General features: G+C 73.8%; 12 protein-coding genes and 1 riboswitch. Of the genes, 5 read left to right on the top strand and 7 right to left on the bottom strand.

All coding sequences use genetic code 11. From position 1 onward, the window contains the following. Nucleotides 1-14: 14 nt before the first annotated feature. From SMD11_RS13970 to SMD11_RS13955, 4 genes are all read right to left on the bottom strand, one after another. Nucleotides 15-977: a 1-phosphofructokinase family hexose kinase gene (locus SMD11_RS13970; RefSeq protein ID WP_087926785.1), complete on the bottom strand. Its 963-nt coding sequence runs from the start codon at nucleotides 975-977 to the stop codon at nucleotides 15-17. 223 nt (nucleotides 978-1200) lie between these two features. Further along, nucleotides 1201-2379 (bottom strand): N-acetylglucosamine-6-phosphate deacetylase, encoded by a 1179-nt coding sequence (gene nagA, locus SMD11_RS13965; RefSeq protein WP_087926784.1) that lies wholly within the window; start codon nucleotides 2377-2379, stop codon nucleotides 1201-1203. Then, nucleotides 2379-3332 carry an ROK family protein gene (locus SMD11_RS13960; protein ID WP_087926783.1) on the bottom strand — a complete coding sequence of 318 codons (954 nt, stop codon included), beginning with the start codon at nucleotides 3330-3332 and terminating at the stop codon, nucleotides 2379-2381. Before SMD11_RS13960 ends, nagA begins: the two co-directional genes overlap by 1 nt. 382 nt (nucleotides 3333-3714) lie before the next feature. Next, a complete protein-coding gene (locus tag SMD11_RS13955; protein ID WP_087926782.1) occupies nucleotides 3715-4647 on the bottom strand; it encodes an SIS domain-containing protein in 933 nt (310 codons plus the stop codon). 174 nt (nucleotides 4648-4821) lie between these two features. On the opposite strand from SMD11_RS13955, the gene SMD11_RS13950 reads away from it, so the two are divergent. From SMD11_RS13950 to otsB, 3 genes are all read left to right on the top strand, one after another. Beyond that, the gene (locus SMD11_RS13950) at nucleotides 4822-6099 is read left to right on the top strand and encodes an extracellular solute-binding protein (RefSeq protein WP_087926781.1); all 1278 of its coding nucleotides are present in this window, start codon (nucleotides 4822-4824) and stop codon (nucleotides 6097-6099) included. Nucleotides 6100-6109: 10 nt separating this feature from the next. Further along, a complete protein-coding gene (locus SMD11_RS13945; protein WP_234366030.1) occupies nucleotides 6110-6352 on the top strand; it encodes a DUF3263 domain-containing protein in 243 nt (80 codons plus the stop codon). A gap of 68 nt (nucleotides 6353-6420) precedes the next feature. Continuing rightward, complete coding sequence (gene otsB, locus SMD11_RS13940; RefSeq protein WP_087926779.1) at nucleotides 6421-7272, top strand: trehalose-phosphatase; 852 nt, start codon at nucleotides 6421-6423, stop codon at nucleotides 7270-7272. Between the two features lie 66 nt (nucleotides 7273-7338). On the opposite strand, the gene SMD11_RS13935 is transcribed toward otsB, so the two are convergent. From SMD11_RS13935 to SMD11_RS13925, 3 genes are all read right to left on the bottom strand, one after another. Then, on the bottom strand, nucleotides 7339-7638 hold the full coding sequence (locus tag SMD11_RS13935) for a hypothetical protein (protein ID WP_159395298.1): 300 nt from the start codon (nucleotides 7636-7638) through the stop codon (nucleotides 7339-7341). Nucleotides 7639-7660: 22 nt separating this feature from the next. Next, nucleotides 7661-9121, bottom strand: coding sequence for an alpha,alpha-trehalose-phosphate synthase (UDP-forming) (locus SMD11_RS13930; RefSeq protein ID WP_087926777.1), 1461 nt, complete (start codon nucleotides 9119-9121; stop codon nucleotides 7661-7663). 255 nt (nucleotides 9122-9376) lie between these two features. After that, nucleotides 9377-10324, bottom strand: coding sequence for a glucosyl-3-phosphoglycerate synthase (locus tag SMD11_RS13925; RefSeq protein ID WP_087926776.1), 948 nt, complete (start codon nucleotides 10322-10324; stop codon nucleotides 9377-9379). 171 nt (nucleotides 10325-10495) lie between these two features. Further along, a riboswitch (SAM riboswitch) is annotated at nucleotides 10496-10640 on the top strand. 17 nt (nucleotides 10641-10657) lie between these two features. Between SMD11_RS13925 and thrC the strand changes: the two genes are divergently transcribed. After that, a complete protein-coding gene (gene thrC / locus SMD11_RS13920; protein WP_199843874.1) occupies nucleotides 10658-11941 on the top strand; it encodes a threonine synthase in 1284 nt (427 codons plus the stop codon). A gap of 76 nt (nucleotides 11942-12017) precedes the next feature. Further along, nucleotides 12018-12293: a ubiquitin-like small modifier protein 1 gene (locus tag SMD11_RS13915; RefSeq protein WP_087926774.1), complete on the top strand. Its 276-nt coding sequence runs from the start codon at nucleotides 12018-12020 to the stop codon at nucleotides 12291-12293. Nucleotides 12294-12606: the final 313 nt, after the last annotated feature.

The following is a 12606-nucleotide window of genomic DNA, read 5'->3' as shown; positions in this document are numbered from 1 at the left end:
GCTCCGCCGTCACCTCACGCCGGGGCGACCTTCACCTGCGGCAGCAGCGCCGCGTACGCCGCCGCGTCGAACTCGCCGGCCGCCGGTGTCCGTACCGTCGCCGCCGACAGGGCCACCGCGCGCGCGATCCGGTCCGGCCAGGGGAGGTTCTCCACCCAGCCCGACAGCAGGGCCGCGGAGGCGGAGTCGCCCGCGCCCGTCGGGTTGCCGGGTATCCGGCGGGGCGGCGCCGCGCGCCACGAGCCGTCGGGCGTCACGGCCAGCATGCCCGCCGGGCCCAGCGTCGCGGCGACCGCGTGGGCGCCGCGCCGCCGGGTGTCCAGGGCCGCCCGCAGCGGCTCCGTGGAGCCCGTGAGCGCCGCCAGTTCCTCGGCGTTCGGCTTGACGACGTCCGGGCGCGCGGCCACCGCGCGGCGCAGCGGCTCGCCGCTCGTGTCCAGCAGCACCGGCACACCCAGCGCCCGCGCCTTCCGCACCAGCAGGGCGTACGCGCCGACCGGCACCCCCGGCGGCAGGCTGCCGCACAGCGCCACCGCGCGGGCCTCCGGCAGGAGACGGGCGTACGTGTCGGCGAACCCCGCCCACTCCTTGGGGGTGACGTCCGGGCCCGGCTCGTTCAGCTGGGTCGTGTCGCCCGTCGAGGCGTCCACGACGCCGACCGTGCGGCGCGTACGCCCGCCGATCGGGACGAGCGCGTCGGTCAGCCGCCCCGCCGTACCCGCGACCCCGCCGAACGCGAGGCCCTCGCTCGGGGCGCTCTCGGCCAGCAGGCGGCGCACGGTGTTCCCCGTCGCGCCCCCGACGAACCCGGTGACGACCGCGTCGTGCCCCAGCGCCGCCAGCACCCGCGCCACGTTGAGCCCCTTGCCGCCCGCCCGCTCCGTGACCTCGGTGACGCGGTGCGAGCCGTGCGGCTCCAGGCGTGGGACGTGGTACGTCAGGTCGAGCGCGGTGTTGAGCGTGACCGTAAGGATCATCGGCGGCTCTCCCATGACCAGGCCGGCGTGACGGCGGTGTCGACGGCGGTGTCTCTCGGTGTCTCTCGGTGCCCTCGCGGGCGGGTCCGTGCGGTGTCTGCGGTGTACCGACTGCGTGTCGCCGTACGACGACCGCGCGAGCGATCATGCCAAAACAGCGGCGGCAGGCCCAGACCGTGGGCACCGCCGCCGCTGTTCGATGCCCCGTCAGAGGCGGGAGAAACTACCGCGCTTCGGGAGAGACCACCCATTCGCCCTTGCGCATCACGCCCACCAGGTCGTACGACGCGTCGAGCACGACGAGGTCCGCGTCCTTGCCCGCTTCCAGCGAACCGACCCGGTCGCCGACGCCCAGCAGCCGCGCCGGGTTCGCCGACAGCGCCCGTACCGCGTCCTCGACCGGCAGCCGGTCGACCGTCACCGCGCGCTTGAACGCCGTGTCGAGCGTCAGCGTCGAGCCCGCGATCGAACCCGCCGTCGGACCGCCGGCGATCCGCGCCACACCGTCCTTGACCTCCACGCTCATGGGGCCGAGCGGATACATCCCGTCGCTCATCCCGGCCGCGCCCATCGCGTCCGTGATGAACGCGACCCGGTCCGCGCCCGCGCGGGCGAACGCCAGCTCCAGGACCGCCGGGTGCAGGTGCGTCCCGTCGTTGATCAGCTCGACCGTGACCCGGTCGTCCTCCAGCAGCGCGGCGATCGGGCCCGGCGCGCGGTGCATCAGGGACGGCATCGCGTTGAAGAGGTGCGTCGCGACGGTCGCGCCCGCCCCGACCGCGTCGAGCGTGGCCTCGTACGTCGAGTCCGTGTGGCCGACGGCCGCGATCACGCCGAGGTCGGCGAGGAGACGGACCGATTCCAGACCGCCCGGCAGCTCCGGCGCCAGCGTCATCATCCGGGCCGCGCCGCGCGCCGCCTCGACGAGCTTGCGGACGTCCGCCGGGTCCGGGTCCCGCAGGAGCTCCGGCTGGTGCGCGCCGCAGCGGTGCGGGGAGATGAACGGGCCCTCGAAGTGGATGCCCGCCAGGTCGCCCTGCTCGGTCAGCTCCGAGAGGACCGCCGCCTGCCGCGCCAGGTCGTCCAGGTCGCCGGTGACCGTCGAGGCGACCATGGTCGTGGTGCCGTGCGCGCGGTGCGTACGGATCGCGGTCAGGGCCTCCTCGGGGTCGCCCGCCGAGAAGGACGCGCCGCCGCCGCCGTGCACGTGCATGTCGACGAAGCCGGGGACGATCCAGTGGCCGGTGAGGTCGAGGGCGCGCCGTGCGTCGTCGGGCGCGCCGGGCGCCTGGGGTCCCCCGCACCCGGCGATGCGGCCGTCCTCCACCGTGACGTGGCCCCCCTCCACGACACCGGTCGGCAGCACCACGCGGGCACCGGCGAGAACCGTTCGTTCGACCATCAGGCGGATACCTCCGTGGGAGTGGTGGGGTGGTGCGCGGCCAGCAGGTCCCAGGCGAGCAGACCCGCGCCCAGGCAGCCCGCGGTGTCCCCCAGCGCGGCGGGGACGATCAGGGGGAGTTTCTGGAATGTGACCCGCCGCTCGACGGCGGCGCGCAGGGGAGCGAACAACGTTTCCCCCGCTTCGGCCAGCCCGCCACCGATGATCAGCGTCTTCGGGTCGAGCAGGGTGAGGCCGGTGACCAGCCCGTCGGCGAGCGCGTCGATCGCCTCCTGCCAGACGGCCCGCGCCTTCGGATCGCCCGACTCCACGGCCTTGGCGCAGTCCGCCGCGTCCGCCTCCGGGTCGCCGCTCGCCGCCGCCCAGGCGCGGGACACCGCCGCGGCGGACGCCAGGGTCTCCAGGCAGCCCCGGCCGCCGCAGCCGCACTCCGGGCCGCCCGGGCGTACGGAGATGTGGCCGATCTCGCCGGCGTAGCCGTGGGCGCCCTTCTCGATGCGGCCGTCGATGCCTATCGCCCCGGCGATGCCGGTGCCCAGCGGTACGAACAGGAAGCGGTCGGCGCCCTGCCCCGCGCCCACCCGGCCCTCGGCGAGGCCGCCGGTGCGGACGTCGTGGCCGAGGGCGACGGGCGTCCCGTCGAGCCTGCCGCTCAGCAGGTCGCGGAGCGGGACGTCACGCCACCCGAGGTTCGCCGCGTAGACGGCCGTACCCGTCACGTCGTCGACGATGCCCGGCACGGCGACGCCGGCCGCCTCGGCGGGCCGCCCGTACCGCTGCCGGCCCAGCTCCCGGAGCTCGGCGGCGAAGTCCAGGATGCCGCCCACGACCGCCTCCGGGCCCCGCTCGCGGCCGGTGGGCCGGCGGGCCTCGTGGAGGAGCTGGTGGTCGGGGCCGACCAGGGCGGCCTTGATGCCGGTGCCGCCTACATCGAGGGCGATGACGTGTCTCACGGGGACAGTGTCGCGTGCGGCGGTGGGAAAGGTCTAGTCCACCTGGTTCGCAGGCTGCTGCCCCTTGCCGGGGTGCGGGTGCGTGGGGCTTTGTCCCCGGCCCCGCCCCTTCCCGAAACCGGGGAGATCCCCGGGCCCCCGTTCCGCGCTACGCGCGGTGGCCTCAAACGCCGGCCGGGCTGGATGTGCCCCTGTCCGAGGCCGGCTTTCCGCCCGGTTCCGGGCAACGATTCAGCCCGTCCGGGGGCAGTTTGAGGACCGGGGTCCGGGGCGGAGCCCCGCACGCGGCGGAGCCGCACATCGGATGCGGCGGGAAGGGGCGGGGTGGGGAAAAGGCCCGCCGCAGGCGCACCCCGCCCGCACCCGCCCCGCCCACCCCGCGTCACCCCTTCAAGATCACACTCCGCGTCAGGTTCCGCGGCCGGTCCGGGTCCAGGCCGCGGCCCTCCGCCACCGCCACCGCGAGCCGCTGCGCCCGGATCAGGTCCGCCATCGGGTCGCCCTCGGACGTGATCAGCGTGCCGCCGGTCGCGGTCACCTCCTCCGCCAGGCCCGCCGGGACCTCGCCGAAGATCCATGTCACCCGGCCGGGGCCCGTGATCGACACCGGGCCGTGCCGGTACTCCATCGCCGGGTACGCCTCCGTCCAGGCCCCCGCCGCCTCCCGCATCTTCAGGGCCGCTTCCTGGGCCAGGCCGTACGTCCAGCCCGTGCCCAGGAACGTCCACTGCTCGGCGGCCAGGGCCGCGGCCGGGAGGGGGGAGGCGATGGCCGACCCGGCGTCCGCCGCCGCCTCCGCCACCGTCCGTATCCCCGGCAGGCGGCCGTGGAGCTCCAGGCCGGCCCGCAGGAACGCCAGGGCGCTCGTCGCGAAGCGGGTCTGCACCACCGACTCCTCGTCCGCGAAGTCCAGGATCACGGTGTCGTCCGCGGCCGGTACGACCGGCGTCCCGGGGGTGGCGGTCACGGCGAGGACCTCCCACCGCTCGCGGACCTCGCCGATCAGGTCGAGCACCTCGGTCGTCGTCCCGGACCGGGTGATCGCCACGACCCTGTCGTACGTCCGCGACACCGGGAACTCCGACGCCGCGAAGGCGTCCGTCTCGCCCTGGCCGGCCGCCTCGCGCAGCGCCGCGTACGCCTGCGCCATGAACCACGACGTGCCGCACCCGGTGACGGCCACCCGCTCCCCGGGCCGCGGCAGCCCCGGCGCCCCGGCGGCCGCCTCCGCGGCCCGGCGCCAGAGGGAGGGCTGGGTGAGGATCTCGGCGGAGGTGCGGCCGGAGGACGTGGTGGAAGCGGGGATGTCGGACATGTGCCGGTGCTCCTTACCAGGTGCGGAAGGCGTCAGACCGTGGATAGCAGCCCGCTGCCGCAGGGGGGAAGAGCGATACCGAAGCGCAACCGGAGTCGGCTAGACCGTAAGGTGGCGCGCGGGAGAGACTCACGCTCTCCAGCGACGGACGAACCACGAAGGTGGGAAGCAGTAGTGCAGCGGCGGCGGTTCTTGGGTCTGACGGCGGCGGGTGCCGCCACGGCGGCGTTGGCGCCCGCTCTTTCGGCGTGCGGCAGCGAGGCGTCGGGCGCCACGACGCTCAAGCTGGTCGCGGCCGACTACGGCGACAAGCCGGGCAACAGCTCGAAGAAGTACTGGGACGCCCTCGCACGCGAATTCCACGAGAAGAACAGCAAGATCAAGATCGACGTCGAGGTCTACAGCTGGAACGAGGTCGACAAGAAGGTCGCCGACATGGTCGCGGCCGGCAAGGCCCCCGACCTCGCGCAGATCGGCGCCTACGCCGACTTCGCCGCCGCCGGCAAGCTCTACTCCGCCGAGCAGCTCCTCACCGTCCCCACCCAGGCCGACCTCATCGCCTCGATCGCCAAGGCCGGCGAGGTGAACCGGGTGCAGTACGGTCTGCCCTTCGTCGCCTCCACCCGCCTGCTCTTCTGCAACAAGACCCTCTTCGCCCAGGCCGGCATAGCCAAGCCGCCGGAGAGCTGGGACGAGCTCAAGGCGGCGGCCACGAAGCTCCAGAACGTCAAGGGCGTCAAGATGCCCTTCGGTCTGCCGCTCGGCCCCGAGGAGGCGCCCGCCGAGACCATGCTGTGGATGCTCGGCGGCGGCGGTGGCTACACCGACCACAACGGTGCGTACACGATCGACTCGAAGGAGAACGTCCAGACCTTCGACTGGCTGCGCGAGGAGCTCGTCGGCAAGGGCCTCACCGGCTCCGGCGACCCCGCCCGCACCAACCGCCAGGACGTCTTCGACGCGTTCTGCCGGGGCGAGGTCGGCATGCTCCACGGCCACCCCACGCTGATGCAGCAGGCCACCGCCAAGGGCGTCAAGTACATGACGGCGCCGCTGCCGGGCGCCAAGGGCAAGGCGAAGTCGACCATGGGCGTCGCCGACTGGATGATGGCCTTCAAGCAGAACGGCAACCGCGAACAGATCGGCCTCTTCCTCGACTTCGTCTACAGCACCAAGAACGTCCTGGACTTCACCGGCCAGTACGACCTGCTGCCCGTGACGTCGAGCGCCTCCGACCAGATGCTCGGCGACGACAAGCACAAGGACCTGCGCCAGTTCCTGGAGCAGCTAGAGAACGCCACGTTCTACCCCGCCGACAAGACCTCCTGGGCCAGGGTCAGCAAGGACCTCAAGGAGAAGATCGGCGCCGTGGTCAAGAAGGGCGGCGACCCGGCCAGCGTGCTCAGCGAGATCAAGCGCGACGCCGACTCCCAGGAGATCGCGGCCCGCTAGGCTGCGCATCGTGAGCGCGTACGAAGAGTCCGGCCTCTCCGAGCGGGACCGCGCCGTCCTCGCCCTGGAGCGCCGGACGTGGCCCGGCCCCGGCGCGAAGGAACGTGCTGTCCGGGAGCGGCTCGGCATCACCCCGACCCGCTACTACCAGCTGCTGAACGCCCTGCTCGACGACGAGCGGGCGCTCGCCCACGACCCGGTCACGGTCAACCGGCTGCGGCGCGTCCGCGACGCCCGCCGCGAGCGCCGGTAGCCGCCCTCCCCGGCAGGGGGAGGGCGGAAAGGGCCTGTCCGCGCGCCCCGCCCGGTACTGTCACCCCCATGGGCAGTCACCCGCTCCCCACCCCCGTCACCCCCGCCGGCCGTGACGGGCTCGCCGCCCTGCTGGCGTGCCCGGACCGCGCGGTCGTCGCCCTCGACTTCGACGGCACCCTCGCCGAGATCGTGCCCGACCCCGAGCGGGCCCGCGCCCACCCCGGTGCCGTGCCCGCCCTCGCCCGGCTCGCGCCGCGCCTCCGCTCCGTCGCCGTGATCACCGGCCGGCCCGCCGGGGTCGCCGTGCGGTACGGCGGCCTCGCCGGGGTGCCGGAGCTCGCGCACCTCGTCGTCCTCGGGCACTACGGCGCCGAGCGCTGGGACGCCGCGACCGGCACCGTCAGCGCGCCCGCGCCGCACCCCGGCGTCGCGGCCGTCCAGGCGGAGCTCCCCGGTGTGCTGGACGCCTCCGGCGCCTGGCGGGGCACCTGGGTCGAGGACAAGGGCCGCGCCATCGCCGTCCACACCCGCCGCGCCGCCGACCCGCAGGCCGCCTTCGACGCCCTGAGCGGCCCCCTCGCCGAGCTCGCGGCCCGGCACGGCCTGATCGTCGAGCCCGGCCGGTTCGTCCTGGAGCTGCGCCCGCCCGGGGTCGACAAAGGCGCCGCCCTCGCCGCCTACGTCCGCGAGACCGGCGCCGGCGCCGTCCTCTACGCCGGGGACGACCTCGGCGACCTCGCCGCCTTCGCCGCCGTCGGGAAGCTGCGCGCCGAGGGGCTGCCCGGTGTCCTGGTGTGCAGCGGCAGCGCGGAGGTCACCGAGCTGGCCGAGCGCGCCGATCTCGTCGTCGACGGACCGGGGGGCGTGGTGGCGCTGCTGGAGGCGCTGGCGGAGCGGACCGGCGGACAGCCGGGCTGAGGATCCCGCCGGGCTGATGATTCCGCCGGGCTGGGGATTCAGCCGGAGAGGACCAGTCGGCGAGGGTCAGCCCGAGCCGTTCTCCGAGCTGTCCTCCGGGCCGTCCTCGGCACCGGCCGGGGGCTCCGGTTCCGGCCGCCCGCGCCAGTGCTCCAGCGTGGGGTCCAGCTCGGAGTCGTAGACGCCGCTGCCCCGGCAGTGCCTGCACTGGCCCGCCCGCACCGCCGACTCCCCGCCCCCGCCGAACGGATCGGGGCCGGGGACATGGAGCAGCGAGCGCTGCACGAAGCCGGAGCCCGTGCACCACTGGCACGTCATGCACAGTTCGTCGGTGGGCTCGGGACCGGGATTGTCCTTGGGCTGCACCCGCCCAGCCTAGCCCCGGGGGCTAGCCGCCGAGGGCCCGGAGCTGATCGAGGAACCAGCGCGCCGGCGGCAGCGCCGTCGCCGCCGCGGCCAGCCGCTTCGTACGCTCCGCCCGCTCGGCCGGATCCATCAGCAGCGCCTCGTGCAGCGCGCGGGCGGTGGCCTCCACGTCGTACGGGTTGACCACGAGGGCGTCCTCGGCCAACTCCGCCGCCGCGCCCGCCTCCCGGGACAGGACCAGCGCGCAGCCGTGGTCGGAGACCACCGGGACCTCCTTGGCGACGAGGTTCATCCCGTCGCGGATGGGGTTCACCAGCGCCACGTCGGCCAGCCGGTACGCCGCCAGGGAGCGCGCGAAGTCGTCCTTCACATGCAGCACGACCGGCTCCCAGCCCTCCGTGCCGAACGCGGAGTTGATCTCCCGGGCGACCCGCTCCACCGTGGCCGTGTAGTCGCGGTAGACCGCCAGGTCCTGCCGCGAGGGGTACGCGAAGGCGACGTGCACCACCTTGCCGCGCCACTGCGGGCGGTCCTCCAGCAGGCGGCGGTAGGCCAGCAGGCCGCGCACGATGTTCTTCGACAGCTCGGTGCGGTCCACCCGGACGACCGCTCTGCGCCGCGGCCCGATCTGGGCCCGCAGCGCCGCCATCCGCTCCTCGACGTCCGGCTCGTGCGCGCGCCGCCGCAGGAAGTCCGCGTCCGCGCCGAGCCCGTGCACCCCCAGCAGGGTCGTGCGCCCCTCGAAGCGGACCGCCGTCGCCCGCCCCTCCTCGCGGACCACCTCGGCGCCCAGCTCGCTCGCGCAGCACGCGGCGAACGCCTCGGCCCAGCGGTGGGTGAGGAAGGCCGCCCGGTCACCGCCCAGGATGCCGCGCAGCACCTGCCCGGCCACGTCGTCCGGCAGCATCCGGAAGTAGTCCGGCGGGGCCCACGGGGTGTGCGAGAAGTGGCCGATGCGCAGGTCGGGGCGGCGCTCGCGGAGCAGGCCCGGCACCAGGGTCAGGTGGTAGTCCTGGACGAGGACGGCGGCGCCCGGCGCGGCCTCCTCGGCCAGGGCGTCGGCGAAGGCCGCGTTGTACGCCTCGTACGCGGCCCACTGGGCGCGGAAGTCCGCGTCGAAGGTGGGCTCCAGGGGCGTCTGGTACAGCAGATGGTGCACGAACCACAGCACGGAGTTGGCGACGCCGTTGTAGGCGGCGGCGAAGGTGTCGGGCGGGATGTCCAGCATCCGCACCCGGTGGCCGCCGGTGTCCGCCGCGTCGAGCCGCCGGCCGGCCGCCCGGGCCGCCTCGCGGTCGCCCTCGCCCAGGGCCGCGCACACCCACACCGCGCCCGCGTCCGTCCCTATGGCGCTGAGCCCGGAGACCAGCCCGCCGCCGCCCCGGCCGGCCACGAGGGTGCCGTCCTCGCGCCGCCGGTACGACACGGGGCCGCGGTTGGAGGCGACGACGATCGGTGCGGGGTGCACGTGCTCAGCGACCATGACGCGAGCTTTGCCGGGATGCGGAGCGTTCAAACGTTTGTCCCCGGGCTGTCTGCCCGAACCGGGGTGCCGCGCCGGAGCCCGGTCCTGCTCGCCCGGCCGACGCCGGGAGGTGCCGCTGCGCGGGGCTTTCTCCCCGGCCCCGCCCCTTCCCGAAACCGGGGGCTCCGCCACCGGACCCCCGTTCCGCGCTCCGCGCGGTGGCCTCAAGCGCCGGCCGGGCTGATTTTCGGCCCGGCCGGGGAACCCCCGCCGCTACGCCACCCGCCGCCGCCGGTACTCCGGTATCTCCACCATCGGCGGCCGCTCCTCCGTGTCCACCGCGTACGTCCGCGGCACGAACCCCTCCGCCGTCCGCTCGAACTGCGTCAGCGACGGCCGCACCAGGTGCCCGCGCGCCAGTCGCAGCTGGGCCGTGCGGTAGATCGCCGCCGCCATCCGGCCCAGGGCCCGGCCGTCCTGGTGGCGGTGCTTGCGTACGCCCACGTCGACCTGGGCCAGGGCGTCCAGGCCCACCGTGTGCAGCGAGTCCACCAGCAGCCCCAGTTCCACGCCGTACCCCACGGGGAACGGCAGCCGCTCCAGCAGGGAGCGCCGGGCCGCGTACTCGCCGCCCAGCGGCTGGACGAAGCCGGCCAGCTGCGGCCAGTGCAGGTTCAGCAGCGGGCGGGCCACCAGCTCGGTCACCCGGCCGCCCTGGCCCACCGCCTCGCCGAGCGGGCGGTCGTACATCGCCTTGACGAACTGCACCTCGGGGTCGGTCAGCAGCGGGCCGACGATCCCCGAGACGAAGTCCGCCGAGAAGTCCCGCAGGTCGGCGTCGACGAAGCACACCACGTCACCCGTCGTCGCCAGCAGCGACCGCCACAGCACCTCGCCCTTGCCGGGCAGCGCGGGCAGGCCCGGCAGCACCGCGTCGCGGTGCACCACCCGGGCGCCCGCCGCCGCGGCGACCTCGGCCGTCCGGTCCGTGGACCCCGAGTCCATCACCACCAGCTCGTCCACCAGCGGGACCGCGTCCGACATCAGTTCCGCGCGGATCGTGGTCACGATGGTGCCCACCGTGGCCTCTTCGTTCAGCGCCGGCAGCACCACGCTCACCGTGGTGCCGGCGCCGCGTTTCGCGGCGAGGAGCCGGCCGAGCGGGCGGTCGGCGGCGGACCAGGACCGCCGGGCCAGCCAGCGCTCCACCTCATCCAGCACGTGTTCGACTCCTCTTGTGTGACGCGGCGTTCGAGCTGCGTGTGATCCATCTCGCGGTACGGACGGCTGTCTCAGGCGCCCATGCCTTCGGTTACAGTCTGAACAACGCGGAACGCCGTCGTATGTCGGGGTCGCCGCTCATAAACGCCTGGGCCCTGCCCAGTGCCATACCGCTCATCCAGAGGGGCAGAGGGATACGGCCCGTTGAAGCCCCGGCAACCCTCCAGTCGATCTCGATTCGTCAGAAGCGAGGCTCCCGGCTCGGGAAGGTGCCAATTCCGTCTCGTGGCGACGTCCGCCGCGGGGAAGATGAGGAGAAAGGGCCTCGCCTCCATGGCTGTGCAGTCTGTTGAATCCGCGACCACACCCGTAGCTCTCGGTCCCGCCGTCGCCCTCTCGTGCCGTGAGTGCGGAGAGCGCTTCGGCCTCGGTCCCATTTTCGCCTGTGCCGTCTGCTTCGGCCCGCTCGAGGTGGCCTACGAGCTGCCCGCCGGCGACCCCGAGGCGCTGCGCCGCCGCATCGAGTCCGGCCCGCAGAACATCTGGCGCTACGCCCCCCTGCTGCCCGTCCCCGCCGACGTCGCGGACAAGCCCGGCCTGAACCCCGGCTTCACCAAGCTCGTCAAGGCCGACAACCTCGCCCGCGAGCTCGGCGTCACCGGCGGCCTGTACGTCAAGGACGACTCCGGCAACCCCACGCACTCCTTCAAGGACCGCGTCGTCGCCATCGCCGTCGAGGCCGCCCGCGCCTTCGGCTTCACGACGCTCTCGTGCTCGTCGACCGGCAACCTCGCCGGAGCGGTCGGCGCCGCGGCCGCCCGCGCCGGCTTCAAGTCCTGTGTCTTCATCCCGCACGACCTGGAGGCCGGCAAGGTCGTCATGGCGGCGGTCTACGGCGGCGACCTCGTCGGCATCGAGGGCACGTACGACGACGTCAACCGCTTCTGCTCCGAGCTGATCGGCGACCCGCTGGGGGAGGGCTGGGGCTTCGTCAACGTCAACCTCCGGCCGTACTACGGCGAGGGGTCGAAGACGCTCGCCTACGAGATCTGCGAGCAGCTGGGCTGGCGGCTGCCGGACCAGATCGTCGTGCCGATCGCCTCGGGCTCCCAGCTGACGAAGATCGACAAGGGGCTGAAGGAGCTGATCGCGCTCGGGCTGGTCGAGGACCGCCCGTACAAGATCTTCGGGGCGCAGGCGGAGGGCTGTTCGCCGGTGTCCCGGGCCTTCAAGGACGGGCAGGACGTGGTGCGGCCCGTGAAGCCGGACACGATCGCGAAGTCCCTCGCGATCGGCAACCCCGCCGACGGGCCGTACGTCCTGGACATCGCCCGGCGGACCGGCGGCGCGGTCGAGGACGTCACGGACGCGGAGATCGTGGACGCGATCCGGCTGCTGGCCCGCACGGAGGGGATCTTCGCGGAGACTGCGGGCGGCGTGACCGTGGGCGTCACCAGGAAGCTCGTGGAGAGCGGGGTGCTGGATCCGTCCCTGACGACGGTGGTGCTGAACACGGGGGACGGGCTCAAGACGCTCGACGCGGTCGCCGCCGGGCCGACCGTGACGATCCGGCCCTCGTTGGCGGCGTTCCGCGACGCGGGGCTTGCTGCCGTCTGACATCTGCGGGCCGGTTGTGCCCACCCGTTCCGCCCTTGCGGAACGCCTGCCCACAACCTCTTCGGAAGGTATTCCCATGAGCGTCACCGTTCGCATCCCCACCATCCTTCGCACCTACACCGGCGGGAAGGCCGAGGTCTCCGCCGAAGGCGCGACCCTCGCCGATGTCCTCCGGTCCCTGGAGGAGAACCACGCCGGCATCGCGGCCCGCGTGCTCGACGACAGCGGCAGGCTGCGCCGCTTCGTGAACGTCTACGTCAACGACGACGACGTCCGCTTCGAGCAGGGCCTGGAGACGCCCACCCCCGACGGCGCCGGTGTCTCGATCATTCCGGCCGTCGCCGGCGGCTGATCCCGCCCGCGGGTCCGCCCGCCTTTTCGAAGGCTCCCTTCGTAATCGCCCCGTCCAGCAAGCGGACGGGGCGATTCCGTGTGTTGACCGCGATACAGTTGGGGCGTTCCCCCTCCGGCGTCAGTGCCGAACGCATATGAGAACCCGTCAAGTTGTGCGCGAACTGTGTGCACGAAATGCCGGGTTGCTTGTGCTATGCCCGGCCCGACTTGCCCTGGATTTCCCCTAGTTCGCCGCTTATCGACTCTCAGCCGCGCCGGGAATTCTCGTCCGAGTGACCTGTTGCAGAGGGCATCCGTGCAGATACATTCGG

This window comes from Streptomyces albireticuli, from assembly GCF_002192455.1.
GTDB lineage: Bacteria > Actinomycetota > Actinomycetes > Streptomycetales > Streptomycetaceae > Streptomyces > Streptomyces albireticuli_B.
Note: the sequence above shows the minus strand (reverse complement) of the source record. Positions and strands in the feature narration are given on the sequence as shown.

Excerpts from the sequence above, each read along its gene's own strand:
- SMD11_RS13915 (WP_087926774.1), top strand. The coding sequence starts at position 12,018 with ATGAGCGTCACCGTTCGCATCCCCACCATCCTTCGCACCTACACCGGC.
- SMD11_RS13970 (WP_087926785.1), bottom strand. The coding sequence starts at position 977 with ATGATCCTTACGGTCACGCTCAACACCGCGCTCGACCTGACGTACCAC.
- otsB (WP_087926779.1), top strand. The coding sequence starts at position 6,421 with ATGGGCAGTCACCCGCTCCCCACCCCCGTCACCCCCGCCGGCCGTGAC.
- nagA (WP_087926784.1), bottom strand. The coding sequence starts at position 2,379 with ATGGTCGAACGAACGGTTCTCGCCGGTGCCCGCGTGGTGCTGCCGACC.
- thrC (WP_199843874.1), top strand. The coding sequence starts at position 10,658 with ATGGCTGTGCAGTCTGTTGAATCCGCGACCACACCCGTAGCTCTCGGT.
- SMD11_RS13955 (WP_087926782.1), bottom strand. The coding sequence starts at position 4,647 with ATGTCCGACATCCCCGCTTCCACCACGTCCTCCGGCCGCACCTCCGCC.
- SMD11_RS13930 (WP_087926777.1), bottom strand. The coding sequence starts at position 9,121 with ATGGTCGCTGAGCACGTGCACCCCGCACCGATCGTCGTCGCCTCCAAC.